We start from the raw sequence: 24,076 nt of genomic DNA, 5'->3' as shown, positions 1-24,076 counted from the left end.
GATCCTCGTGCCGAGGCAAACGTCGACCGCTGCCTCCCAGCCGCACCGAAAGCGCAAGGCACCGGGAAAGGGACCGGAAACTCGCGCCCTACCTGGTCAGTGCGGCGAGAACGCCTGCGGCCAGGGCGGCGCGTTCGATCATGCCGCTGACCGTGGCGTGCTCGCTGCGTGCATGAGCGCCCGCCCCCACCGCGCCGATCCCGTCCAGGACGGGGGTTCCGGCATCGAGCGCGAAGTTGCCGTCACTCGCGCCGCCCACCGCGATTTCCTGCAGGTCCAGACCCAGCGGCGCGGCACATTCCCTGGCGAGCGCGAACAGTTCCGCCACACCACCGGTTCGCTCGAACACCGGCCGGTTCCACTCGCCGGTGACCTCGATCTTCGCCTTCGGGTCGACCGGCGTCAGCGCGGCGAGCCCGGCCGCGATGCGCTCCTGCTCCGCCACCGTCGCCACTCGGATGTCCAGGTCGGCGCCCGCCGCCCCGGCCGTGACGTTGGCGCGCGTGCCACCTCGCACCACACCGATGTTGACCGATGTTCCCGCGTCCATGTCCTGCAAGGCCCGGCAGGCGATGATCTGGTGCGCGATCTCGTGCACCGCGCTGGATCCGGCGGTGGGGTCCAGTCCGGCGTGGCCCTCCTCGCCGGTCACGGTCACGGTGAACAGCCCGACGCCCTTGCGTGAGGTCTTGATCGCGCCGTCCGCGCTCGCTTCGAAGCACAAGGCGGCGCGGGCCCGCTTCGCTTCGGTGCGGATGACGTCCGAAGAAGCCTTGCTGCCGGTCTCCTCGTCGCCGTTGAGCAGCAGCGTGAACGCGGGCCGGGGAAGGTCCAGCGCGTCCAGCGCGCACAGCGCCCAAACTGCCTGGACCAGGCCCGCTTTCATGTCGAACACGCCGGGACCGGTCAGCGTGTCGCCGGTCCGCTGGAAGGGCAGTTCCTCGATCGTCCCGAGCGGCCACACCGTGTCGTAGTGCGCGAGCAGCAGCAGCGGCTTGCCAGCCCCGGAGTACCTGCGGATGCTGACGTCACCGGCGTCCTCGCGGGCGTGCACCTGGCGGCTTTCCGGTTGCCCGAGCCGCTCGTCGAGCCAGTTCTCCAGCCAGCGCAGGCACTCCCCCAGCGCGGCCACGTCATCGCTGGGACTCTCGATCCGGACGTAGTCGGCGATGTCGGCGACGATCTGCTCCTCGCGCTCGGCCAGCCAAGCCCGCACGCCCTTCGCCTGCGCATCGGTCAGAACGGTGTTCATACGACTCCCTTCGATCCCTGCGCCAGTCCGTCAAGCTCGTCGAGGCGCGCCTCAGACATCCCCGCCGGATCCCGCTCCAGCTCCCGCAACCCGTCGAGCACGGTGCGCAGCAGGGGCAGGTCGGCGGCGGCGGCTCGGTCCAGCACGGTCCGGTAGTGGGCGGTGACCTCGACCGGCCGACGCCGCACCGCGAGATCCCGCCAAATGCCGCTGCGGTCCTTGGGCTGGGTGCGCAACCACGCCACCAACCGATCCGTCGCGGCCCGCCGCTGCTCCGCCGACACGCCGCGGACGAAGGCTGCCGGCTCGAAGGCATCGAACGCCTCCAGCCTGATGCCGAGCGCCATCGCGACGCCGAAGACCTCCTCGGCCAGCCCGTGCATGGCGGCGGCGTGCCGCTCGATCAGGTCTGCCATCGGCGCGTCCGCCAGCGCGGTCGCGGCCAGCATCGCGCCGAATCCCCCTTTCGCCCAGAGGAATCCGTCGACGTTGTCGCTGGCCTGCGCCGGTCCCCACGCTTGCAAGTCGTGCACGAGGTCCCGGACGCGCTGCGACACCGCAGCCCCGCCAGGTTCACCGATCACCAGTGCCCCGGCACCGCCGTCCCGGACCACGCCGGGCTCGACGACGTCGGCGAAGAGGTTGACGAACGCGGCAACGGTGCGCGACGAGCCGACGCGTTCCGCGATTACCGGCTCGTTGAAGCCGTTCTGCACGGACACGACGTAACCGTCCGGATCGAGCCGCTCGCCGATCCACTCCGCCGCGGCCGCAGTGGCCTGGGCCTTGACCGCGAGCAGCACGCGGTCCGCGGTGCCGGTGAACTCCGCCACCGTGCACGCGCGCACCTCGACGGCGGTGCGGCTTCCGCCGCGCTCCAGCCGCAGGCCGTGCTCCCGGATCGCCTGGACGTGCTCAGCATCGGCATCGACGATCAGCACGTCATGCCCGGCGGCAACCAGGTCGAACGCCAGCGTGCCGCCGATCGCACCGCCACCTACGACCGTGTAGGTCATTCGTCGCTCCCCTTCTCCTCGGCCGGCGGCCACAACCTGGGCAGATGCGCAGCGCCGGTGTTCGAGCCGCCGTCCACGCGCAGCACCTCCCCGGTCACCCACGCCGCCTCGGGCCCGGCGATCCACCGCACGGCCCGCGCAACGTCGTACGGGGTTCCTGGCCGTCCCAACGGGTTCCGCGACACCGCGGCGGCGTACTCGGGAGCCACCGGGTTGCAATCGCTGTCGACCGCGATGAACCCCGGGCTGACCGCGTTGACCCGAATCCCGTGCGCGCCGAGTTCGAGCGCGGCGGCACGGGTAGCCATCTCCAGTGCCGCCTTCGAACTCGCGTATGGCCCGCCGCCGGGGCGGGCACGCAGCGCCGCGCCGGAGGATATGTTCACCACCGACGCCGGTCGTCCGGCGGCGATCGCTCGCCTGGCAAGCTCCTGCGTCGCCAGCACCGGCGCCCGGACGTTGAGGGCGAAGATCCGATCCCACTGCTGCGCCGTGACGTCGAGCATGTCCACCGACGGGTAGGTCCCAGCGCAGTTGACCAGCACGTCCACCGGCGCGCGCGACCACGCCTCCCGCACCATGCGCCCCGGCTCTTCGGGTTGCTCCAGGTCCGCTTCGAGCACGTCCGGCCCGGTACGGTCGGCGAGCGTGATCAGCGCCGCGCCGAAGTCGGTGAACTCCCGCGCGATGGCCCGCCCCAACCCGCCGGTAGCACCGGTGATCAGCACATGACCGGTCACTTGAACTCCTTGTCCTTGGTCTCCGGCATAGTCAGGTACACCACCAGCGATACCAGCGCCGCGACGCTGACGTAGATCCACAGCGTGTCGCCGTGCCCGGATTCGCTCAGCCAGGTCGTGACGTACGGCGCGGTGCCGCCGAACAGCGCCACAGCCAGTGCGTACGGCAGCGCGATCCCGGTCGCCCGCACTTCCGGCGGGAACTGCTCGGCCATGATCACGGCGCAGTTGGCCGAGTAGCCGAGGATAAGCAGCATGCCGGTCAGCTGGACGGCGACCAACATGCCGAAGCTGCCGTCCAAGAGCTGCAGGAGCGGCCAGGCCAACACCACGAACCCGACGGCGAACGCGCTCATCGTGGGCTTGCGCCCGATCCGGTCCGAGAGCATCCCGACGAACGGCAGCAGCACGACGAACACGACCAGACACAACGTCTGCGAAAGCAGAGCTAGGTTGAGCGGAATTCCGGTGGAGATGTGCACGTAGGTCGGCAGATAGGTGATCCAGATGTAGTACGTCAGGGTGCCAGCGACGGTGATGCCGACGACACGCAAAGCGGCCCCCGGGTGTTCCCGGAACATCGTTTTGAGCGGGTTCGCCTTCCTCTCGCCGGCGGCGGACATCGCGGTGAACGACTCGGTGTCCTCAACCGACACCCGCAGCCACAGCCCGATCAGCCCGAGCAGCCCGCCGACGACGAACGCCAGCCGCCATCCCCACGAGTGCAGCGCGTCGTCGCTGAGCGTGGAGGTGAGCACCGTGCCTAGCAGCGAGGCGATCAGCGTGCCGCCGCCGACCGAAACCTGCTGCCACGAACCGGCGAACGCCCGCCGACCGGGTGTGGTGGACTCCACCAGGAACGCCGCGGACGAGCCGAACTCGCCACCGGCCGAGAAGCCCTGCACCAGTCGCGCCACGAGCAGGATGACCGAGGCGAAGAGGCCGATCGTGTCGTAGTTCGGCGTCAGGGCGATCACGAACGACGAGCCGGCCATCAGTCCAATGGTCAGCGTCAGGCCCTTCTTGCGGCCGTGCCGGTCGGCGTAAGCACCGAGCACCGCCGCGCCCACCGGCCGCATCACGAACCCGACCGCGAAGACGGCCAGGGTCGACAGCAGGCCCACCGCGCCGTCGCCGCGCGGGAAGAACTCGTCGGCGATGATCTTGACGAAGATCGAGTACAGGGCCCAGTCGACCCATTCGACGGTGTTGCCGATGGTGCCGGCGACGATCGCCTTGCGGTGCGCCCCGGTCAGCCGAGTGCCGGTCGTGGTGGTCATCTGCCGCTCCCCAGTTCCACGTGCGCCACCTCGGCGAGCTCGGCGTGGGTGGCGAACCAGACGTCGCGGTGCCCGCGGATGTGGTCGACGAGCTCGCGGAGGATCACCAACCGCGAGCGGTGCCCGATGACGTGCGGGTGCAGCGTCAGCTGGAAGACGCCACCGGACCGGTACGCCTCGTCGAACTCGTCGATCCAGATCTCCAGCACATCGCGCGGCCGGGTGTAGGGCCGCGCGCCGCCGTAGCGGTCCATGGTGAAGTACGGCGCGTCGTCGCGGATCCAGTCCACCGGAATCTCCACCAGACCGGTCGGTTCGCCGCGCGCGATGATCTCGTACGGCTCGTCGTCGGCCATCAGCGAGGAGTCGTACCGGAAGCCGAGCTCGCGGATGGTGTCCAGGGTGGTGTCGGAGAAGTCCCAGGACGGGGTCCGGATGCCCACCGGCCGGGTGCCCGACAGCTCGGTCAGCACGTCCAGCGCGCGGGCGATCAGGGCCGTCTCGTCGTCCTTGGCAAGCAGCGTGTTCCGCTCGTGGATCCAGCCGTGCACCGCCAGTTCATGTCCACCATCCACATAGGACTTGACTTCCTCCGGGTGCAGCAGAGCGGACACGGCGGGGACGAAGAACGTCGCCGGGATCTCGTGGCGGGCCAGCAGGTCCAGGATCCGCGGGGCGGCAATGCGCGAACCGTACTCGCCCTGCGCGAGCCGCCCGGGGCTGGTCTCGCCGTCGCGCAGCGGGATCGTCTCGTGATCGGAATCGAACGACAGGGCCACGGCGACGCGCGCCCCACCGGGCCAGGCGGCCGGGGTCAGCGGACGCCCGGCGCGCACGGCTTCGACGTGGCCGCGCCAGACCTCTTCGGGCCACTGCCAGGGTGAATCGGACATCAGCGCCTCCTCAGGCGTCAGCGGATCTGGTCGACCCTGGTCCACGCACGTTTGAGCGTGGCCAGGTGCAGGGTCACGTCCGACGCGGTCAGGCCGGGCAGCCCGCCGATCACGTCGTTCACGTAGCGGACCAGGTCGGTCCTCCGGGGCAGCACCATCTGGCCGACGAGGTTGAACCTGCCGGTGGTCGCGGCGAGGAACTTGGTGGCGGGATGCTCGGCGAGCCGCCGCCCGGCCTCTTCCCACCGACCGGGCTCGACCGAGAGCCAGAGCATGAATTCGGCGTCGTAGCCGAGCAACTGCGGCTCGGCCAACGTGCGGAACAGCAGATTCCCGCGCGAGATCAAGCGGTCGAGCGCGCGGGCCACAGTGGACTCACTGCGGCCGAGCGTGCGGGCGAGGACAGCCATCGGCACGCGCCCGTCGCGCTCCAACTCGTCGGCGACGGCGCGTTCGAGGTCCGGCAGCGCGTCCGGCGGTGCATCCCAGTCGTCCCGGTCGTACGGCAGGCTGGTTCTCGGGCGCAGGTCCTGCGCGGCAGCGGGCGGCAGCACTCCGCTGTCCCACAGCGGTGCCGTGGTGAAGGTGCGGATCACCGCCACGTTCTCGGTGCCGGCGATGAGGTCGGCACCGGGCAGGTCGGTGAACAGCACGCGCAGCATCTCGTCGTTGTCGCGGGCGACGAAGTCGACGATGAGGTCGGCGGCGCCGGTGACGATGGCCAGGAACCTGGCCTCCGGACGGGCGGCCAGCGTCTCGGCGAGCTCCCGCCCCTTGCCGGGCCGCGCCTGGATCCGCACCAGCATCGACGTTCCGCCGTCGGTGCGGTTGAGGTCGATGGCACCGACGACGCGCAGCAGGCCGCGGGCGTGCAAGGCGTTGAAGCGGCGTTGCACCGTCGACTCGCTGGCACCCGCCCACCGCGCGATGGCGCTCCAGGAGGCCCGGCCGTTGAGCTGGAGGGCCGCGATGATGCGGCGGTCCAGCTCATCGGCCGTGGCGACGATGCGAGGTTGCGTCACGGCGCGGAACGTTAATCCGCACCATGACGTGGGTCAATGACGGATTCCCGCATCTAAGGTTGGCTGGAATGGGGATTTTTCTATTCACTCGTTAATTTAACGTGGATACCTGCAAACCATCGTCCTCACGTCCGCGTGTGCAGGAATCCTCCGTGAAGATCGTGAAATCGCCCTGTTCCAGATGGATCAGAGCACCGAGCACGCCACCGCGGAACCTTCGGCAGACATGACCGGGGCGGCCGTGGTGTCGATCTGCGTGCTCTCCGACGAGTGGAACGGGCCGTACGTGCAGGTCGACGGCCGCGCCGAGGTGCTGGACATGCCCGCGGCGCTCGACGGGCTCGTCGAGTACTTCCGCTGCATCTCCGGCGAGCACCCGGACTGGGACGAGTACCGGGAGGCGATGGCCCGGCAGAACAAGTCCCTGATCCGCATCCACATCGAACGCTGGGGCCCGATCGCCACCGGCGGCTTCCCGCCCCGCCTCGCCTAGCTACTGGAGGGATTCGCCCTTGCGGTCCCGGCAGCAGGAACATCATCAGCATGTCAGCCGCGTAGAGCACCGCGAGGAAGGCAATGGAGGCGCAGCTGGAGTCGCTGGTGTGAAGCGAACGGACCGTTCACGCCAATAGGAGCCTGTTGCGTTTTCGGCGAAAACGGCTGAACCGAAGTACCAAATCAGTCTCGATCGCCGCCGTTTGTCCGCCAGTGGCCATCTCAGCCGTGATCGATCACGGTCCGTGGTGGGCGTAATATTGCAACAGGCTCATAGCGCCTTTGTGGCGGCTCTAGCGACTTGTGGTCCTGTTCAGCGCCGGTGGTGTGCGACCAGGTCGTGGTCGGCCGTTGCCTGCGGGCCCGCCGGGTGGGTGTGGATCACCGCTCCGCCGAGTCGAGGCAGGGCGTGCCACAGGCGGTGTTCGGCGTCGTGCGCGATGCGGTGCGCATCCGCCAGGCTGAGCTCCGGGGCGACGTCCAGTTCGGCCTCGGCGTGCAGCGTGTGACCGATCCAGCGCATCCGCAGCCCGTCGACCCTGCGCACCCCGGGCGCGCTGGTCAAAGCAAGTTCCGCGCGGCCGACCAGTTCGGGGTCCACCGCGTCGAGCACCCGACCGAGGACTTCCTTCGCCGAGCCCCAAAGCACCGCAACGATCGCCGCCGTGATCAGCAGGCCGATCACCGGGTCGGCCCACCGCCAGCCCAGTGCGGCGCCACCGGCCGAGCCGAGCACCGCGAGGCTGGTGAACCCGTCAGTGCGCGCGTGCAGTCCGTCGGCGACCAGGGCGGCCGAGCCGATCTCCCGGCCGACCCGGATGCGGTAGCGGGCGACCAACTCGTTCCCGGCGAAACCCAGCAGCCCGGCGGCCACGAGCCAGCCCAGGTGATCGACCTGCTGCGGGTCGATCAGCCGCCGGATCGCCTCCCAGCCCGCCATCGCCGCCGAAGCCGCGATCACCGCGAGGATGACCAGCCCGGCCAGGTCTTCGGACCGGCCCAGCCCGTAGGTGAAGCGGCGGGTCGCCGCGTGCCGGGCCAGCAGGAACGCGATCGCGAGCGGCACCGCGGTCATCGCGTCAGCGAAGTTGTGCAGCGTGTCGCCGAGCAGCGCGACGGACCCGGTGAAGGCGACCAGGAACGCCTGGCCGATGGCAGTGACCAGCAGCGCCGCGAAGGAGATCCACAACGCCCGCATCCCCTTGCGGCTGGCTTCCAACGCCCCGTCGACGACCTCGGCGGCGTCGTGGCTGTGCGGCGTCACCGCATGCTTCAGCCGCGCCCACGCGCCGCCGCGGCGGTGCGTGTGGCCGTGACCGCGTCCGCGCTGCGGAGTTCGACTTCCGGAATCCACCGGTCCTCCTCGGGTTCGGTGACCGGAACACCCCGAACGATAGGCCGCTGACCAGGCATGCGACAACGCTGCTATTGAGAGGAAATCGCAACTGGAGGCCATTTGCGGAAGCACTAGAAGTCCGAAGTGGACGAAAGCCCGTGAGTGATTTTGGGCGCTATCGCGACCAGAACCACTCACGGGTAGCGGTCTCAGCGAAGGCGGCGCACTGCGGCGCTGCCGCCGATCAACAGGAGCAACATCGCCAGGGCCCAGCGCCGCTTCTCCTTGGTGTCATGCCCAGCGTGATCAGCGCCCGGTTCCGGCGTCGGCGGAGCGTAGGCGCCGGGCTCCGGAGGCGGTGCGGGGGACGGCCGGGAGGACGTCGGCAGGGTCGATGGCTGAATCCGGCTCGGCGTGGGCGCAGTGGAGCTTTGGCTGGGGAGCTTCGAGGTCGGCGTCGGAGCTGGGGTCGTCGAAAGCGGCGGCTGGGTCGATGGAGTCGTGGTCGGCGGCTGGGGCGGCGGAGGGCTGGGCGGTGGGGTCTGGCGCAGGCACCCGGCGGCGTCGGAGCTCGACATCGGTGGCACCGCGGCCAGCCTCGTCACCGAACCGTCGCGGCTGACCCGGTACAGCCCGCCGACCTGGTTGGCCGTGACGTAGAGGGCCCGGTCGGGACCGATCACCACCGATCCGTAGCCGCTCGGCGGCAACCCCGGCGCATCCGCCAGCTTGCTGACGCGCCCGCTGCCCCGGTCGATGCGCACGACCGCCGGCAGGCCGTGGTGGGTCATCGAAACCCCGTACAGCTCGCCGTCCACCGGATCGACGTCGAAGTCGTCCAGCGCGAACGGCCCGTGCCACGGCTGGATCGCCGTCATCGACAGCACGCTCAGGTACGTCGCACTCGTCGGATCGACGTCCACTGCGTACAGGAATCCGCCATCCCCGACGTACCAGCGGTTCCCCTTGATCGCACCGGCTTTCGGGGCGGTCAGCAGACGCGCGGCGGCTCGCACCGGACCCAGGTCATGCGCCCGTCCGGCCGGGTCCAGCGCCACCACGTGGGCGCCGTCGGGGAACCGCCCGAACGGGCCCCGCTCGGCCATGCCGTACACCAGGCCCTGCGAACCGGAATAGCCGAGCGCGTTCATCCGGTACTCCAGCATGCCGAGCCCGGTGCTGTCCGCAGCCGGTAGCACCACCCGGTACAGCGCGGAAACCGAGCCCGGCCCGATGTTGCGGACCTGCAGCACCGTGCATCCCGGTGCCGCTCCCGCGGACATCACCCAGCCTGCCGGGGCCGCCAGAACCGCCGCAAGGGCCGCCGGCACCGCCGCGAAACGCCACCGCATCAACTTCGACCGAGCCGTTCGAGCGCCCACAGGAATGCGTCCGGACCGATCCGCGATCCGCCGCTGAACGGGTTCTGCAACTGGAAGATCGCGAACAGCAGCAACGCCAACGCACCGGCCAATGTGGACACCAGCAAGATGTGCGGGAACAGCCTGGTGCCGCCGAAGAGGTTCGCCAGCAGCACGCACACCACGCTGCCCAGGATCAGCACGAACCACACGACCGCGACCACGCCGCGGTCGAACGCCCTGGTGAGCCGCTCGTGCCGCTCCTGGTAGACCTGCCCGAGCTGGGTGATCGCCTCGGTCTTGCGGGCCTCCTGGAACTCCCCGTCGGCGGGCGCTTGCAGCACCGTCGCCCGCAACTGGTCGAGCTGCGCCCAACCCGGCCCGTCCACCTGGCCGCTCTGCTGCATGACGGGCCATTCCCCGTCGATGACCGTGCGCACGTACTGCGTGCTGAGCTCGCGCGCCTCGTCACCGGTCGACCCGGGCAGCGCATCCGCCGCCCAGGAAACCGAAACCAGGGACTGCGCCTCCCGGTAGACGCCTTCACGCGCGTCGGTCACGGTATCGAACAGCGTCACCAGCACGAAGGCCAGCACCACCGCCTGCAGACCGCTGACGATGGTGAACACCTGGCCGGCCGCGTCGTTGTTGCTCGGTCGCCCCTCGTCCTGACCGAACCGGCGCACCAGGTAGCCGATCACCGCGGCGGCCACCGACGCGCTCAGCACCCAGATCAGGCCGTTGAGGTAGATGCTCATTCCGCGCCTCCGACGGCGGATTCGCCGCGCACCACGACCCGCCGGGGATCGGGCACCAGCAGGTCGCCGACGCCGCACCCGAGCACCGCGCAGATGATGTCGAGGTCGTCCAGCTTCAGGCTGGCCGGGGTCTTGGACCACAGACCGGACATCTTCCCGGCGGAGATGACCAGGCCACGCTCGGCGAGCCGCCGCTGCATGTCGGTGGCCTTCCAGATGCCGCGCTGGGCCGCGACCAACCGCAGGTTCCACTTCATGCCGACATCTCCCCCCGAGTCGCTCCGATCGACTGGACGCCGCATTCGCACACGCTCCCCCGCCTCCCAAACTCAAGCCGCGGGCGCCGACAACGTCTGGTCGACGCAATTTCAGGATTTCCGAAGAAGAACCGGGCAGAACTCGGTTTCAACGTGAACCGAACAGTACTCCTCGATCGCCAGAACCCGGATAACCCGATTCGTGGAATCCGAGATCACAGCTTCGTCGCCCACCCGGAGCAATCCCCCCGGGGAATATGCCGGAAATTGCGCATTTGATTGGTTCAAGCGGAATCCATTTGGCCGAATACCGGAATGCGATCGCGTCGACGATCACGCTGCGTTCCGCGCAAGCCGCGATTCAGGTGATCTTGACGATGCGACATTCGCGCCGGTCCGGTCCATCACACGCAGCACGTTCGGGTGACTGTACGGCCGAGTTCGCTGGTGCTAACGTCGCCGTCGGCAGCGAGAAGGCACGCTCCGGAACCGACGGCATTCCCGCCTCGGGACATTTCCATTCGGACTCCTCGAATTCCCTGAACAATCACTGTTCAAGATTTCCTGGCCGCCCCTTCACGAACAGAGATGATTGGTGGTATTGGCGTGACTGTGACGGATCCGCTCAACACCGGCGACGCCGAAGCGCCGCAGTTGAGCCTGAGCACGGCGGCGGCGCGGAACCTGGCCACGACGACGAAATCCGTCCCGCAGATGCAGGGCATCACGTCGCGGTGGCTGCTGCGGATGCTGCCGTGGGTGCAGGCCTCCGGCGGCGCGTACCGGGTCAACCGGCGGCTGAGCTACACCCTCGGCGACGGACGGGTCACCTTCACCAACACCGGCGCCGACATCCGGGTCATCCCGCAAGAGCTGCGGGAACTCCCGCTGCTGCGCGGATTCGACGACGATTCGGTGCTGGGTGCGCTGGCCGACCGCTTCGAGCAGCGTGAGTTCGAGCCGGGCCAGGTCATCGCCACCGCCGGGCAGCCGGCGGACCAGGTCGTGCTCATCGCACACGGCAAGATCAACAAGATCGGCACCGGCGAGTACGGCGACGACACCGTCCTGGGCGTCCTCGCCGACGGCGAGTACTTCGGCGCGCACATCCTCGGCGGCGAAACGACCACCTGGAACCACACCTACAAAGCGGTCACGCCTTGTACCGTGCTTTCCTTGCGGCAGCAGTCCTTCCACGACATGAACGGCAGCTCCGAGGCGCTGCGCGAATACATCCGGTCCGCGCTGTCCGGACCGAAGGGCGCGCACAACGTGCACGGCGAGGCGGACATCGAGGTCGCCTCCGGGCACTCCGGCGAACCGACGCTGGCCGGCACCTACGTCGAATACGAGCTCGCGCCCAGGGAGTACGAACTCAGCGTCGCACAGACGGTTCTGCGCGTGCACAGCCGCGTCGCGGACCTCTACAACCAGCCGATGAACCAGACCGAGCAGCAGCTACGGCTGACCATCGAAGCGCTGCGCGAGCGGCAGGAAGAGGAGCTGATCAACAACCGCGACTTCGGCCTGCTGCACAACGCGGACCTCCGCCAGCGGATCCACACCCGCACCGGCCCGCCCACCCCCGACGACCTCGACGAACTGCTTGCGCTCGTGTGGAAGGATCCCGGGTTCTTCCTCGCCCACCCGCGCACGATCGCGGCGTTCGGGCAGGAGTGCAGCAAGCGCGGCATCTACCCGCAGAGCATCGACCTCGGTGGCCACCAGGTGCCGGCGTGGCGCGGGGTACCGATCCTGCCGTGCAACAAGCTGCACGTCAGCGACACCCGCACCAGCTCCGTTCTGCTCGTCCGCACCGGTGAGGAGAACCAGGGCGTCGTCGGCCTGCACCAGACCGGCATCCCGGACGAGTACCGGCCCGGCCTGTCGGTGCGCTTCATGGGCGTCAACGACCAGGCGGTCGTCTCGTACCTGGTCAGCGCCTACTACTCGGCGGCGATCCTGGTCCCCGACGCGATCGCGGTGCTCGAACACGTCGAACTCGGCCGGGAGAGCTGATCCCGCGTCCGTCCACATCGGAACGCCTTGGGAGTTCGAGGAAAACGCTCCGGAGCGGGTGGTCTCGACCCGCCCGCTCCGGTCCCCGATGCACATCCGACCGACATCGCCATGAACCCGGCACCAGCTTCGCGCTTCAAGGAGAGAAGACATCGTGACCGTGACAGAGCCGGACCTCGGCGTCGAGGAGCAGAACGCGCAAAGCCTCAGCACGGCGGCGGCGCGGAACCTGGCGACGACGACCAAGTCCCAGCCGCAGATGCAGGGCACCACCTCGCGGTGGTTGCTGCGGATGCTGCCGTGGGTGGACGTGTCGGCGGGAACTTACCGGGTCAATCGGCGGTTGACCTACGCCGTCGGGGACGGGCGGATCACCTTCACTAACACCGGCGCCGACGTGCGGGTCATCCCGCAGGAACTCGGCGAACTGCCGCTGCTGCGCGGATTCGACGACGATTCGGTGCTGGGTGCGCTGGCCGACCGCTTCGAGCAGCGTGAGTTCGAGCAGGGCCAGGTGATCGCGACCGCCGGAGAGCTCGCGGACCGGGTAGTGCTCATCGCGCACGGCAAGGTCAACAAGATCGGCACCGGCGAGTACGGCGACGACACCGTGCTGAAAGTGCTCGCCGACGGCGAGTTCTTCGGCGCACACGCGCTGGCCGCCGATCAGGCGACTTGGAACCACACTTACAAAGCGGTCACGCCGTGCATCGCCCTGACGCTGAGCACTCGGGCACTGCAGGAGGTGAACAACCAGTTCGAGCGGCTCCGGACGCACATAGCCAACAACCGCGACAACCCGGCGCCGGCCCAGAACAAGCACGGCGAGGCGGACATCGAGGTCGCTTCCGGGCACTCTGGCGAACCGACGCTGGCCGGCACCTACGTCGACTACGAGCTCAAACCCCGCGAATACGAACTCAACGTCGCGCAAGCGGTCCTCCGGGTGCACAGCCGCGTCGCGGACCTCTACAACCAGCCGATGAACCAGACCGAGCAGCAGCTACGGCTGACCATCGAAGCGCTGCGCGAACGGCAAGAGCACGAACTGATCAACAACCGCCACTTCGGCCTGCTGCACAACGCGGACCTCCGCCAGCGGATCCACACCCGTACCGGCCCGCCCACCCCCGACGACCTCGACGAACTGCTCTCCCGCCGCCGCAAGACCCGGTTCTTCCTGGCCCACCCGCAGACCATCGCCGCCTTCGGCCGGGAGTGCAACCGCCGCGGCATCTACCCGCAGACCACCGAGGCGCAGGGCCGCCAGGTGCACGCCTGGCGGGGCGTGCCGCTCCTGCCCAGCGACAAGATCCCGATCAGCGACCGCGGCACCAGCTCCATCCTGGCGATGCGCACCGGCGAGGACGGCCAGGGCGTCGTCGGCCTCCAGCAGACCGGCATCCCCGACGAGTACCGGCCCGGCCTGTCGGTGCGCTTCATGGGCATCAACGACCAAGCGGTCATCTCCTACCTCGTCAGCGCCTACTTCTCCACCGCCGTCCTGGTCCCGGACGCCCTCGGCATCCTCGAACGCGTCGAGATCGGCCGCTGACAACGCTTCTTCCCAGCACAGCAAGATCGGTCGAAGGGAAATCGGATGACCACCATTCACCAGGATGCCCACAAAGCGGGTACGGCCTACGAGGCGCTGACGCGTAGCCGCGCGATGGTCGAGCCCGCCCTGCGGGCAGCGGTCGACCGGTTGCCCACCCGCATGCAGCAGATCTCCGGCTACCACCTCGGTTGGCTGGACGAGCGCGGCAATCCGGTCCGCGCCGACCGGGGAAAGGCGTTGCGCCCCACGATGGTGCTGCTCGCCGCCGGCGCTGTCGGCGGAGATCCGGCCGACGCGGTACCCGCAGCCGTCGCGGTGGAGCTGGCGCACAACTTCTCGCTGCTGCACGACGATGTGATGGACGGCGATGTCTCCCGGAGACACCGCCCGACGGCGTGGACGGTGTTCGGCAGCGGCCCCGCCATCCTCGTCGGCGATGCCATGCAGTCACTCGCCGCCGACGTGCTGTCCTCGTGCCGGCATCCCGAGGCGGCCACTGCGATGCGGACCTTGAACACCGCCGTGCTGAATCTGATCAACGGCCAGATCGCGGACCTCGCCTTCGAGGACCGGCGCAACGTCGAACTGGCCGAATGCCAGCGGATGGCCCGGGACAAAACGGGGGCGCTGCTGGGTTGCGCCTGCGCTCTCGGCGCGATGTTCGGCGGCGGCAAGGCCGACCAGATCGCCCGGCTCCGCAGCTTCGGCGAGCGGCTGGGGCTGGCTTTCCAGCACGTCGACGACCTGCTCGGGATCTGGGGCGATCCGGCGGTCACCGGCAAACCGGTGTTCTCCGACCTGCGCACCCGCAAGAAGACCCTGCCGGTGGTTTCCGCGCTGACCTCCGGCACGCCGGCCGGTCGGCGGCTGGCCGCCCTCTACCTCCGCGACCAGCCGCTGTCCGGCAGCGACCTGGCCCAAGCCGCCGATCTGATCGCGCTGGCCGGCGGGCGCGCCTGGAGCCAGAACCAAGCGGACGACCTGCTCGCATCCGCGCTGAGCGACCTGCACCGCTGCGACCCGGCCCCGCGCGCGGCCGAGGAGCTCAGCGCCCTCGCCCACCTGGTGACCCGCCGCGACCACTGAAGCCGACCACCGATCGCGGCCGCCACCCGCATCTGGGAGCACCGCCTCCGGGCAGCGGCCGGCGTTCGGCAACAGCCGACCGATTTTGGAGTGCAGTCATGTCGAGTCAACAGCGCACGGTGCTGCTCGCCGCGCCGCGCTCGTTCTGCGCCGGGGTCGACCGCGCCATCGAGATCGTGGAGCAGGCGCTCGCGCTCCGCGGCGGCCCGATCTACGTGCGCAAGCAGATCGTGCACAACACGCACGTGGTGGCCGATCTGGAGAGCCGGGGCGCGGTGTTCGTCGACGAGCTCGACGCGGTGCCCGACGGCGCCACCGTGGTCTTCTCGGCGCACGGAGTTTCCCCTGCCGTGCGGGAGGAAGCGCAGCGGCGGGGCCTGACGGTCATCGACGCGACCTGCCCGCTGGTGGCGAAGGTGCACGCCGAGGCGCGGCGGTTCGCAGGGCGCGGCGACACCCTGGTGCTCATCGGCCACAGTGGACACGAGGAGGTGGAGGGCACGCTCGGCGAGGCGCCCGACCAGACGGTGCTGGTGGAATCCGTCGAGGACGTCGGCGAGATCGAGGTGCCGGACCCGAGGCGGGTGTCCTACCTGACGCAGACCACCCTCGCCGTGGACGAGACGGCGGACATCGTCGCCGCGCTGCGGCGCCGCTTCCCGGCCGTCCGTGGGCCGTCCTCGAAGGACATCTGCTACGCCAGCACCAATCGGCAGGACGCGCTGTCGGCGATCGCCGGGGAGTGCGACCTGGTGCTGGTGATCGGCTCGGCGAACTCGTCGAACTCGAAGCGCCTGGTGGAGCTGGCCCGCCGCCAGGGCACCGCCGCCCACCTGATCGACGACGTCACCGACATCCAACCCGCATGGCTCACCGGCGCCGAGACGATCGGCTTCACCGCGGGAGCCTCGGCTCCGCCGGGCCTGGTCGAGGACGTCATCGACCACCTCGAACCGGCCACGGTCATCGAGCACGAGACGACCCGCGAAGAGATCCGCTTCGGCCTACCGGCCACACTCCGCTGAACGGGTTGCCCGGGCGATGGCCCGGAACCCGGGAAGTGGGTCCACGTGCAGATGGGTGTTGATCACCAGGGTCGACGTCCTCCGGCCGCACTCCGGCTGCTGCTCGGCCGGTCAGCGCGTGCCGCCCCGCACGCGGATCCGCTGGGAGGCGGACTAGCAGTTGGTTGAGGGGCACCCACGACCTTCGCCACGGTTGCCCCTGAACTCAGCTTTCCTCGGTGCGGCGGCGGAAGGCTCCGATGATCGCAGCCGCAAGGGCCGCCACGAGGAATGAGGTGAGGGCAGCGCTCATCCACGTCGGTACCGTGAAGCCGAGCGCGTCCCGCGCACCCGTCCACAGCCGGCTCCACCAGCCGAGCTCGCCCGGGTTGATCAGCTGGAACGCCGAGAAGCCGAGCAGCCAGGCCAGCAGCATGCCCCAGCGGGACGGAGCCTGCGCGGACAGGTCCCAGTCGCGGCGGCGGGCGTGCACGAAGTAGTCCACCGCAAGCACGCCGAACATCGGCACGAACACCGAGCCGATCAGCAGCAGGAAGTTCGAGAACTCGGCGATGTCCAGGGTCAGCGCGAGCAGCGTGATCACCGCGCCGATGACCAGGCACAACACCCGGCGGTCCGCGCTGGGCCGCAGGTTCTGGATGGAGACCGCGGTCGAGTAGGTGTTGGCGAAGGACTGGTCGACCTCGCGAAGCACCAGGATCCCGAAGAAGATCACCCCGAGCGGCACCGCCAGCAGCGGGTCGAACGCCTTGTCGGCATCGCCGGCGACCAGCGCCAACCCGAGCAGCCCCAGCAGGTAGCAGGCGATCTGGGTGACTGAGTAGCCCACCGTCGCGGCGGTGAACGCGCCGGTCGCCGACTTCGAGTGCCGCGAGTAGTCCGAGGCGACCGGGATCCAGGACACCGCGACCGCCAGCGCGGCGTCCGCACCCGGCCAGAACCCCTGCCAGGAACCGGTGTTCATGTCCGGCAGCGGGTGGCTAACCAGCAGCTGAACGAAGAAGTACACCATCGCGATCGCCACCGCGATGCTGACGTAGCGCCGCAGCAGGCGCAGCGCGCCGAGCGGGCGCAGCGTGAGCGCGGTGGTCAGAGCCCCGGCCAGCACCACGTACAACCACCGCGGGCCGCCACCGAACAGCGCCTCCGCGCCCTGCGCGATCACCAGCAGCTCGAAGGTGCCCCAGCCGACCAGCTGCAGGGCGTTCAGCACGGTCGGCAGGTACGACAGCTTGGTGCCGAAAAGGCCGCGCAGCAACATCATCGCGGGCGCCCCGGTGCGCGCCCCGGGGATCGCCGAAATGCCGACCATGATGCTGCCGATCACGGTGCCCACCACGCACGCGGTGACGGCGGCCGTGAAGGACAGCTGCGGCACTCCGCTCGGCGCGAGCACGGCCAGCGCCCCGCTGAACCCGAGCAGGCTCACCCCGAGGTTGCCCCAGAACGCGCCCTGGTCAAGCACGCCCAGCGTCCTGGGCGCCGGTTCGTCCAGGGTGTGCGGAACTTCGGCACGATCGACGTCAAGCGCCATCAACAGCTCCCTACGCCGGCATTATCCGGACAGGTTCTGCGGTCGGTGGCGCGTGCGGCCACCCTCTCAGCCCGGTGCGCCCGAGCTCCCGCGTGGATAAGTCGGAGGCACCTTACCCCGACGAGGTGACCGATGTCAGGTGGGCCCGATCACCTGTGGCGGTTGCTTCGGGCGGCTCCGGCGCGGCGACCTTCTTCGCCCGCAGTTCGTAGGCGGATTCCCGATCGACGGCCTGCTCTCCGTTCCTCGCTCTCCGTTCCTCGCTCTCCGTTCCTCGCTCTCCGTTCCTCGCTCTCCGTTCCTCGCCGGTTCCCGGCCGCTCGGCGGTAGGCCGCCGGGCACCCGCGCAGGCGGATCGCCACCCGGACGGGCGATGCCTGAGCCGGTCCGGCTGCGGTTCCCATTGACCTCGACCTTGGTCTAACTCCTAGCCTCGGGAGTACCGCAGCACGACGAGGAAAGCGAGCAAACCCATGGCCGTCCAGCTCAACCACACGATCGTCACCACTTCCGACAAGACCGCCAACGCGCGGTTCGTCGCCGACCTGCTCGGGCTGCCCGAACCGGAACCCTTCGGGCCGTTCATGTGCGTCCAGACCAGCAACGACGTCACGCTGGACTACCTGGAGACCGGCGAGGAGATCAACCCGCAGCACTACGCGTTCCTGGTCAGCGAAGGCGAGTTCGACGAGATCTTCGCGCGGATCCAGGCGCAGGACCTGCCGTACTGGGCGGACCCGGGGCACCACGAGGCGGGGCGGATCAACACCCGGGACGGTGGGCGCGGCGTCTACTTCGACGACCCCGACGGCCACGTCCTGGAGATCCTCACCCGCCCCTACGGCAGCGGCGACCAATCCAGCTGACCCACCACCTGGCCATGTCAGGACCCGTGAGCGGATTGGCCTCTACTGAGGCGTTTTAAAAGGTGCGGGTTGAAGCGAACGGCCCGTTCGTGCCGTCTATCGAAGTGAAGAGTCCGTTCGCTTCACACCGGTTGGCGAGGCAGACCCAGGCCACTCCCGCCGCCGGGGCGACCAGCGGAACCGCCAGGCAGAACACAGCCCGGGATCTCCCAAGCTGCGAGGGTAGGTTGAGCGGCTGGCGCCGCTTCAAAGGCACAAGCCCTCCCCACCCGAAAACGCTCACGGGAATCGACCGGGTGGAACGTCTGCTTCTAGGCGATCAAAGCGGGCGGACCGAGTGGCGGTCGACGATGCCGCATCGCCACCGTGGTCAGCGACGGCTCCAGGAAATCCGCGAAGGGCAGATCGTCGTATCGGATGACCGACACGTCCTCCGGGATGCGCCGACCGCTCTCCCGGAGCGCGTGCAGGACCCCGACGGCCTGGCCGAACATGCTGACGTAGTGGGATCCACCGGTTGCTGGCGGCGCGCGAGAAACTCGACCGGGCCGACGCGGTTATCGTTGTGGCTGGCATGGAAGGGGCGCTGGCCAGCGCCGTCGGCGGCCTGGTGGCGTGCCCGGTGATCGCGGTGCCGACCTCCACGGGTTACGGCGCGGCGCTGGAGGGTGTGACGGCGTTGCTGGCGATGCTGACGTCCTGCGCGGCGGGGCTGACGGTGGTCAACATCGATTCCGGGTTCGGGCCGCGATGGCCGCGCACCGGCTGGCCCAGGTGGTGGCGAAGTCCCGATGATCCTCTGGCTCAACCCGGTCACCGGCGTCTCCGGTGACATGCTGCTCGGCGCGCTGCTCGGCCTCGGCGCGCCGCTGGAACAGGTGCGGGCGGCCGTCGAGTCGACCTGGCTGCCGGGCTGGCGGCTGTCCACCGAGCAGGTCCAGGTCGACGGCATCGCAGCGACCAAAGCCGTGGTCGACGTCGAGGACACCAGCACCGAACGCCACGCCTCCGAGCTGATCGCGCGCGTGCGGCAGGCCCGGCCCGAACCAGTGGCGAAGCTGGCCACCTCGGCGAACAGAGCGATCGCCGAAGTGGAAGGCGCCTTGCACGGCCAGCACCCGGACGACGTGCACCTGCACGAGATCGGCGGGCTGGACACCGTGGTCGATACGGTCGGGGTGGCCGCCGCGCTGGACGCCCTGGGCGTCACCGCAGTGCATTCCGCGCCGCTGGCGCTGGGCAGCGGGACGGTGCGGTGCAGTCACGGCGTGCTGCCCGCGCCCGCTCCAGCCACGCTGAAGCTGCTGCGTGGTGCGGCCGTCGTCGGCACCGACCTGCAGGGCGAGACTGTGACGCCGACCGGCGCGGCGCTGCTGCAGGCGATCGGAACCCGGTTCACCCCTCCCCCGGCCATGACCGTGCAGGACACTGCATACGGAGCCGGCACGCGTCGATTCCCCCAGCGCCCCAACGTGCTTTTGGCGACGCTCGGGGTGCCGCTGGGAACTGGTCGCGCAGAGCCGATGGTCGTCCTGGAGTGCAATGTGGACGATGTCACCGGCGAGGTGCTGGGGCACGTGATCACCCGCGCGCTAGCGGCCGGGGCGGCGGACGCCTGGACGACACCGGCGACGATGAAGAAGTCCCGCCCAGCACAGGTGCTGCACGTGCTGTGCCGACCGGAGCAGGAGCCCGCGCTGTCCGGGTTGGTGCTGGCCGAGACCGGCAGCCTCGGCATCCGCCGCCACGCGGTGGACCGCCGAGCCCTGCCCCGCCGCACCACGACGGTCACGGTGGAAGGCCACCCGATCCGCTCAAACACGGCCCCCACCACACGAAACCGGAGCACGACGACGTCGCGGCGGCCGCGGTGGCCCTCGGCCGCCCCCTCCGAACCGTCGCCGCCCAAGCCCTCGCCGCCGGCTCCGAGCCCCTGCCGCAGGGTGGTTGAGCGAACGGCCTGTTCACCTCCTCTATGCTTGGGTTTTAACCTTTGGGTGTTGTTGTGGCCCCGGTTGATCATGGGAACAGCCCTTGGGTGATCATGCTTCTGACGAAAGAAGAAGATCAACCAAGGGCTGTCGTGATCAGTGTGCAGGATGACCGCCAGGCGGTCGAGTTCGGGGCTGTGACCGGGTTCCGGGATGGGTTTTACCGGTGTCTGTCGGCTCGGGCGGATGCGTTGTTCGAGCTCTGCGATGCGGTGTCCTGCGGTGAGCGGCCGGTGACCTCGTTGGTGGAGTTGTCGCTGTCGCCGGTGTTCCGGCGGGGGCATGGCGCGTTGTACGACGCGTTGGCGGCCGGGGAGATCGACGCCGCCGGGGTACGGGATGTGCTGGTGGATGGGTTGCCTGCCGCGGCGGACGAGGGACCGCTTCTGTTCACCGCTGATGTGACCGTGTGCCCGCGACCGGATGCGGAGTGCTCGGCGGATCGCGGTCACTGTCATACGTCGTGTCGCTGTGACGGTGACCGTAAGACGATCCCTGGCTGGAACTATGCGTGGCTTGCGGGCATCCAGTGGGGTCGTTCGTCGTGGGTGTCGCCGGTGGATGCGGTCCGGATGGATCCCGACGATGATCTCGTGGCGGTGACCGCCGCCCAGATCCGGGAGTTGGCTACTCGTCTGCGCGCCGCCGGGCGCACGGGTGGAGCGGGCCGCCTTCCACCGATGATGGTGATGGACTCTGGTTATCCGGCTACCGCGATGACCGACGCGGTGTCTGATGTGGACGTGCAACTGCTGATCCGTCTCGACCGTGACGATCGGGTGTTTCACCGCCCACCGCCGCCGCGGGTGCCGGGCAGGACCGGGCGGCCACCGAAATACGGCGCCCGCTTCGAGTGCGCCAGCCCCACCAGTTGGCACACCCCGGACGCCACGCTGACCGTGGACACCGACCGCTACGGACGGGTTGAGGTGCATGCCTGGTCCGGGCTGTCGCCGAAGATCCAAGCCCGCGGCTGGTTCGCCGACCGTAGCGAACTACCCGTGGTCACCGGCACGGTCGTGCACGTCCGCGTGGAACACCTGCCCGACGGACGCGCCCCGCACAAGGACCTGTGGCTGTGGTGGGCCGCCCCCGAGGGCGTCCCACTGGATCTGGACATGCTGTGGCGGGTCTACCTACGGCGGTTCGACATCGAGCATTTCTTCCGTTTTGCCAAGTCGACCTTGGGCTGGACCGCGGCGAAAACCCGCACACCCGCCCAGCAGGACCGGTGGACCTGGCTGACGATCGCCGCCTACACCCAACTCAGACTCGCCCGCAACCTCACCACGGACCTGCGGCGTCCCTGGGAACGACGCCCCGAGCCAGACCGGCCGTTAAGCCCGCACCGGGTACGCCGCGGGTTTCGCCACATCCATGATCGTCTCGGGACCCCCGCGCGTGTGCCGAAACCCACCCGGCCCGGCCCAGGGCGGCCCCCAGGCTCCCGCTCCGGTCCTGCTCAACGCCATCCCGTCCGCAAAAAAACCGAAAAAACGGACACCCGGCAACCCGCCGGAAAGAAGCAAGCAGGTTAAAACCCAAGCTATGAGCCTGTTGCGTTTTCGGCGAAAACGGCTGAACCGAAGTACCAAATCAGTCTCGATCGCCGCCGTTTGTCCGCCAGTGGCCATCTCAGCCGTGATCGATCGATCACGGTCCGTGGTGGGCGTAATTTTGCAACAGGCTCCTAACGGCACAATCGGTCCGTGCACCTCATCGCCGAACAGCACCTCAGCGGAACGAACGGACCGTTTGCGCCGTCTAGCTGAGTGGACAGGCCGTTCGCTCCGAAACATCCATTGGGGTGACGCGAATTATCCACAGGGCCTCTGTTTATCCACAGATCTGAAAAGGGGTCTGGTGGTGGTGATCCACCACCACCACAGTAATTCGCATGCCAAAGCGAACTCTGATCGACTGGGATGCGGTGTCGACCCTTGCCAGCCATAAGATCATCACAGCGAGAGAACTGGACCTGCTTGGCGTCCCGCGACGAACAGTTCACCGACGAGCAAGCAGGGACGGCCCCTGGACCCAGGGGAACGTCAAAGTTTGTGATCTTGGTGTGAAGTCCTGAGTGCGTGGTGACGCGTGGTGTGTCTGGATGTGGGTGGTGGCCTTCTGCCTGCGATGATGCGGGTTACCACACCTTGATCATCGTCCTAACAGGAGGCCACCGGTGTCAGTGTCGCATGTCCAGGATTCGTGCTCGCCGATTGCTGGCGGGTTCGGTGCGTCCGTGGAGATCGGCATGGACGTCGGTGTTGCCGCGGTGGGCGGGTTGGTCGAGATGCTGAGTCGGGTGCCTGACCCGCGCAAGCCGCGCGGGGTTCGTCACCGGGTTGGTTCAGTGCTGGCGGTAACGGTGTTCGCAGCGCTGGCCGGGGCCGGTAACTTCCGGGAAGCGGGGGATCGTGCCGCGGACCTGCCGCAGGAGTTGTTGGTGTTGGCCGGCTGCCGTCGGCACCTGTTGACCGGGCGTTATGTCGCGCCCAGCGAATCGACGATTCGTCGGGTGGCGCACGATATCGATGCTGACGCCGCCGATGAGCAGGTGTGCCGGTGGCTGCGGGAGCAAGCTGCGGCTGCGGCCCTGGCCCGTGGCGTCGATGTGGCCGGGGGTGATGACCACGGACCAGAGGGACTGGTCGGTGTGGCCATGGATGGCAAGACCCTGCGGAACACGGTGGCGCCCGGCGATCCGGAAGGCAGCGAGGTGAAGCTGTTCTCGGCGATGCTGCACCGAGAAGCCGTCGTCATTGCTCAGTTGCGGGTTCCTGAGGGCACCAACGAGATCACCCAGGTGGCCGCGCTGCTCAAGGACATCGATCTGACCGGTGTGGTCGTCACCGGGGACGCCGCGCACGCCCAGCACACCACCGCCGCGTACCTGACCCAGGACCGGGGCGGCCACTACGCACTCACGGTGAAAGGCAACCAGCCCACCCTGCTCACCCAGATCGCCTCAGTGCTCCCGCCGGCCGCGCCGGGCACCGCGCATCACGCCGAAACCGACCGCAGCACAGGCAAGATCGTGCGCCGCCAGATCTGGGTCGCACCGGCCAACGATGTTGACTTTCCCGGTGCCGCACAAGTGTTTCGTATCCGCCGCGACACCTTCGACCACGCGGGTAACCACCTGACCAAGGAGGTCGTGCACGGCATCACCAGCCTGACCGCCGAACAAGCCGGCGCCGACCTGATCGCCCGGTTCGTCCGCCAACATTGGGGCATAGAGAACAAGATTCACTGGGTTCGAGACGTCGTCTACCGCGAAGACCACCAACACGCCTACACCGGAACAGGAGCCCAGGTCATGGCCACCCTCCGCAACCTCGCCCTCGGGCTATTACGCCTGGCCGGAATCACCCAGATCACCCGAACTCTGGAACGTATCGCCGCTGACCGAACCCGAATCATTCCGATCATCGCAGCCGCTACCAGCACAAACCGACTTTGACGATCTCCTGCCCCTGGACCCGCCTGCTTCCGGGCGTGCTGTTGCTGAGCAACGGGACGCCCACGAAGCGTCAGCGACTGGAGTCGGCACTGCGTTACGCAGGAGAAGGCGCGCAGTTGACCGG

General features: G+C 68.8%; 21 protein-coding genes, 1 pseudogene and 1 riboswitch. Of the genes and pseudogenes, 10 read left to right on the top strand and 12 right to left on the bottom strand.

Features of this window, described 5'->3' with window-relative positions:
• Positions 1–88: 88 nt before the first annotated feature.
• The 6 genes from DL519_RS45395 to DL519_RS01675 are packed head-to-tail and all read right to left on the bottom strand — an operon-like array spanning position 89 to position 6,203.
• On the bottom strand, positions 89–1,252 hold the full coding sequence (locus tag DL519_RS45395) for a M20 family metallopeptidase (protein ID WP_223838338.1): 1,164 nt from the start codon (positions 1,250–1,252) through the stop codon (positions 89–91).
• A complete protein-coding gene (locus tag DL519_RS45390; protein ID WP_223838337.1) occupies positions 1,249–2,268 on the bottom strand; it encodes a ketopantoate reductase family protein in 1,020 nt (339 codons plus the stop codon). Before DL519_RS45390 ends, DL519_RS45395 begins: the two co-directional genes overlap by 4 nt.
• Positions 2,265–3,008 (bottom strand): SDR family NAD(P)-dependent oxidoreductase, encoded by a 744-nt coding sequence (locus DL519_RS01690; RefSeq protein ID WP_190812587.1) that lies wholly within the window; start codon positions 3,006–3,008, stop codon positions 2,265–2,267. Before DL519_RS01690 ends, DL519_RS45390 begins: the two co-directional genes overlap by 4 nt.
• On the bottom strand, positions 3,005–4,288 hold the full coding sequence (locus DL519_RS01685; protein WP_190812586.1) for an MFS transporter: 1,284 nt from the start codon (positions 4,286–4,288) through the stop codon (positions 3,005–3,007). The genes DL519_RS01690 and DL519_RS01685 overlap by 4 nt, the downstream gene beginning before the upstream one ends.
• Positions 4,285–5,181 (bottom strand): polysaccharide deacetylase family protein, encoded by an 897-nt coding sequence (locus tag DL519_RS01680; RefSeq protein WP_190812585.1) that lies wholly within the window; start codon positions 5,179–5,181, stop codon positions 4,285–4,287. Before DL519_RS01680 ends, DL519_RS01685 begins: the two co-directional genes overlap by 4 nt.
• A gap of 17 nt (positions 5,182–5,198) precedes the next feature.
• A complete protein-coding gene (locus DL519_RS01675) occupies positions 5,199–6,203 on the bottom strand; it encodes an Lrp/AsnC family transcriptional regulator (protein WP_190812584.1) in 1,005 nt (334 codons plus the stop codon).
• 244 nt (positions 6,204–6,447) lie between these two features.
• Between DL519_RS01675 and DL519_RS01670 the strand changes: the two are divergent.
• Positions 6,448–6,696, top strand: a pseudogene (locus tag DL519_RS01670) (PPOX class F420-dependent oxidoreductase); the annotation flags it as partial.
• 315 nt (positions 6,697–7,011) lie between these two features.
• Here the strand turns inward: DL519_RS01670 and DL519_RS01665 are convergent.
• From DL519_RS01665 to DL519_RS01650, 4 genes are all read right to left on the bottom strand, one after another.
• Positions 7,012–8,052, bottom strand: a complete 1,041-nt coding sequence (locus DL519_RS01665; RefSeq protein WP_190812583.1) for a cation diffusion facilitator family transporter — start codon at positions 8,050–8,052, stop codon at positions 7,012–7,014.
• A 191-nt stretch (positions 8,053–8,243) separates the two neighbouring features.
• Positions 8,244–9,386 carry a DUF6923 family protein gene (locus tag DL519_RS01660; protein ID WP_190812582.1) on the bottom strand — a complete coding sequence of 381 codons (1,143 nt, stop codon included), beginning with the start codon at positions 9,384–9,386 and terminating at the stop codon, positions 8,244–8,246.
• Positions 9,386–10,153: a bestrophin-like domain gene (locus DL519_RS01655; RefSeq protein WP_190812581.1), complete on the bottom strand. Its 768-nt coding sequence runs from the start codon at positions 10,151–10,153 to the stop codon at positions 9,386–9,388. Before DL519_RS01655 ends, DL519_RS01660 begins: the two co-directional genes overlap by 1 nt.
• A complete protein-coding gene (locus tag DL519_RS01650; RefSeq protein WP_190812580.1) occupies positions 10,150–10,410 on the bottom strand; it encodes a helix-turn-helix domain-containing protein in 261 nt (86 codons plus the stop codon). The genes DL519_RS01655 and DL519_RS01650 overlap by 4 nt, the downstream gene beginning before the upstream one ends.
• 588 nt (positions 10,411–10,998) lie before the next feature.
• On the opposite strand from DL519_RS01650, the gene DL519_RS01645 reads away from it, so the two are divergent.
• From DL519_RS01645 to ispH, 4 genes are all read left to right on the top strand, one after another.
• Complete coding sequence (locus tag DL519_RS01645) at positions 10,999–12,429, top strand: family 2B encapsulin nanocompartment shell protein (RefSeq protein WP_190812579.1); 1,431 nt, start codon at positions 10,999–11,001, stop codon at positions 12,427–12,429.
• 154 nt (positions 12,430–12,583) lie between these two features.
• A complete protein-coding gene (locus DL519_RS01640; protein WP_223838336.1) occupies positions 12,584–13,984 on the top strand; it encodes a family 2B encapsulin nanocompartment shell protein in 1,401 nt (466 codons plus the stop codon).
• A 45-nt stretch (positions 13,985–14,029) separates the two neighbouring features.
• Positions 14,030–15,073 carry a family 2 encapsulin nanocompartment cargo protein polyprenyl transferase gene (locus DL519_RS01635; protein ID WP_190812578.1) on the top strand — a complete coding sequence of 348 codons (1,044 nt, stop codon included), beginning with the start codon at positions 14,030–14,032 and terminating at the stop codon, positions 15,071–15,073.
• Between the two features lie 98 nt (positions 15,074–15,171).
• Positions 15,172–16,098, top strand: coding sequence for a 4-hydroxy-3-methylbut-2-enyl diphosphate reductase (gene ispH / locus DL519_RS01630; protein ID WP_190812577.1), 927 nt, complete (start codon positions 15,172–15,174; stop codon positions 16,096–16,098).
• A gap of 205 nt (positions 16,099–16,303) precedes the next feature.
• Here the strand turns inward: ispH and DL519_RS01625 are convergent, their stop codons facing one another.
• Positions 16,304–17,632, bottom strand: a complete 1,329-nt coding sequence (locus DL519_RS01625; RefSeq protein WP_190812576.1) for a purine-cytosine permease family protein — start codon at positions 17,630–17,632, stop codon at positions 16,304–16,306.
• A riboswitch (TPP riboswitch) is annotated at positions 17,623–17,734 on the bottom strand. (Overlaps the previous gene by 10 nt.)
• 371 nt (positions 17,735–18,105) lie before the next feature.
• Here DL519_RS01625 and DL519_RS01620 point away from each other — a divergent pair.
• A complete protein-coding gene (locus tag DL519_RS01620; protein WP_190812575.1) occupies positions 18,106–18,498 on the top strand; it encodes a VOC family protein in 393 nt (130 codons plus the stop codon).
• Between the two features lie 311 nt (positions 18,499–18,809).
• Here DL519_RS01620 and DL519_RS01615 read toward each other — a convergent pair whose 3' ends face one another.
• Positions 18,810–18,992, bottom strand: a complete 183-nt coding sequence (locus tag DL519_RS01615) for a substrate-binding domain-containing protein (protein WP_190812574.1) — start codon at positions 18,990–18,992, stop codon at positions 18,810–18,812.
• A gap of 80 nt (positions 18,993–19,072) precedes the next feature.
• Between DL519_RS01615 and DL519_RS01610 the strand changes: the two genes are divergently transcribed.
• From DL519_RS01610 to DL519_RS01595, 4 genes are all read left to right on the top strand, one after another.
• Positions 19,073–19,330, top strand: a complete 258-nt coding sequence (locus DL519_RS01610; RefSeq protein WP_263399790.1) for a hypothetical protein — start codon at positions 19,073–19,075, stop codon at positions 19,328–19,330.
• Complete coding sequence (gene larC / locus DL519_RS01605) at positions 19,290–20,540, top strand: nickel pincer cofactor biosynthesis protein LarC (protein ID WP_223838334.1); 1,251 nt, start codon at positions 19,290–19,292, stop codon at positions 20,538–20,540. Before DL519_RS01610 ends, larC begins: the two co-directional genes overlap by 41 nt.
• A 41-nt stretch (positions 20,541–20,581) precedes the next feature.
• Positions 20,582–22,027, top strand: coding sequence for an NF041680 family putative transposase (locus DL519_RS01600; protein ID WP_223838333.1), 1,446 nt, complete (start codon positions 20,582–20,584; stop codon positions 22,025–22,027).
• A 644-nt stretch (positions 22,028–22,671) separates the two neighbouring features.
• Complete coding sequence (locus DL519_RS01595) at positions 22,672–23,952, top strand: ISAs1 family transposase (RefSeq protein ID WP_190812573.1); 1,281 nt, start codon at positions 22,672–22,674, stop codon at positions 23,950–23,952.
• The last annotated feature ends 124 nt before the right edge of the window (positions 23,953–24,076 follow it).

This window comes from Saccharopolyspora pogona (assembly GCF_014697215.1).
Lineage (GTDB): Bacteria > Actinomycetota > Actinomycetes > Mycobacteriales > Pseudonocardiaceae > Saccharopolyspora > Saccharopolyspora hattusasensis.
The sequence above is the reverse complement of the archived record's forward strand: the minus strand, read 5'-3'. Positions and strand labels throughout refer to the sequence as shown.

Bases quoted from the DNA above. Each gene is read 5' to 3' on its own strand.
- DL519_RS01610 (WP_263399790.1), top strand. From the start codon at position 19,073: ATGGAAGGGGCGCTGGCCAGCGCCGTCGGCGGCCTGGTGGCGTGCCCG.
- larC (WP_223838334.1), top strand. From the start codon at position 19,290: ATGATCCTCTGGCTCAACCCGGTCACCGGCGTCTCCGGTGACATGCTG.
- DL519_RS45390 (WP_223838337.1), bottom strand. From the start codon at position 2,268: ATGACCTACACGGTCGTAGGTGGCGGTGCGATCGGCGGCACGCTGGCG.
- DL519_RS01655 (WP_190812581.1), bottom strand. From the start codon at position 10,153: ATGAGCATCTACCTCAACGGCCTGATCTGGGTGCTGAGCGCGTCGGTG.
- DL519_RS01660 (WP_190812582.1), bottom strand. From the start codon at position 9,386: ATGCGGTGGCGTTTCGCGGCGGTGCCGGCGGCCCTTGCGGCGGTTCTG.
- DL519_RS01615 (WP_190812574.1), bottom strand. From the start codon at position 18,992: ATGTTCGGCCAGGCCGTCGGGGTCCTGCACGCGCTCCGGGAGAGCGGT.
- DL519_RS01650 (WP_190812580.1), bottom strand. From the start codon at position 10,410: ATGAAGTGGAACCTGCGGTTGGTCGCGGCCCAGCGCGGCATCTGGAAG.
- ispH (WP_190812577.1), top strand. From the start codon at position 15,172: ATGTCGAGTCAACAGCGCACGGTGCTGCTCGCCGCGCCGCGCTCGTTC.
- DL519_RS01625 (WP_190812576.1), bottom strand. From the start codon at position 17,632: ATGGCGCTTGACGTCGATCGTGCCGAAGTTCCGCACACCCTGGACGAA.
- DL519_RS01680 (WP_190812585.1), bottom strand. From the start codon at position 5,181: ATGTCCGATTCACCCTGGCAGTGGCCCGAAGAGGTCTGGCGCGGCCAC.
- DL519_RS01645 (WP_190812579.1), top strand. From the start codon at position 10,999: ATGATTGGTGGTATTGGCGTGACTGTGACGGATCCGCTCAACACCGGC.
- DL519_RS01685 (WP_190812586.1), bottom strand. From the start codon at position 4,288: ATGACCACCACGACCGGCACTCGGCTGACCGGGGCGCACCGCAAGGCG.
- DL519_RS45395 (WP_223838338.1), bottom strand. From the start codon at position 1,252: ATGAACACCGTTCTGACCGATGCGCAGGCGAAGGGCGTGCGGGCTTGG.
- DL519_RS01620 (WP_190812575.1), top strand. From the start codon at position 18,106: ATGGCCGTCCAGCTCAACCACACGATCGTCACCACTTCCGACAAGACC.
- DL519_RS01635 (WP_190812578.1), top strand. From the start codon at position 14,030: ATGACCACCATTCACCAGGATGCCCACAAAGCGGGTACGGCCTACGAG.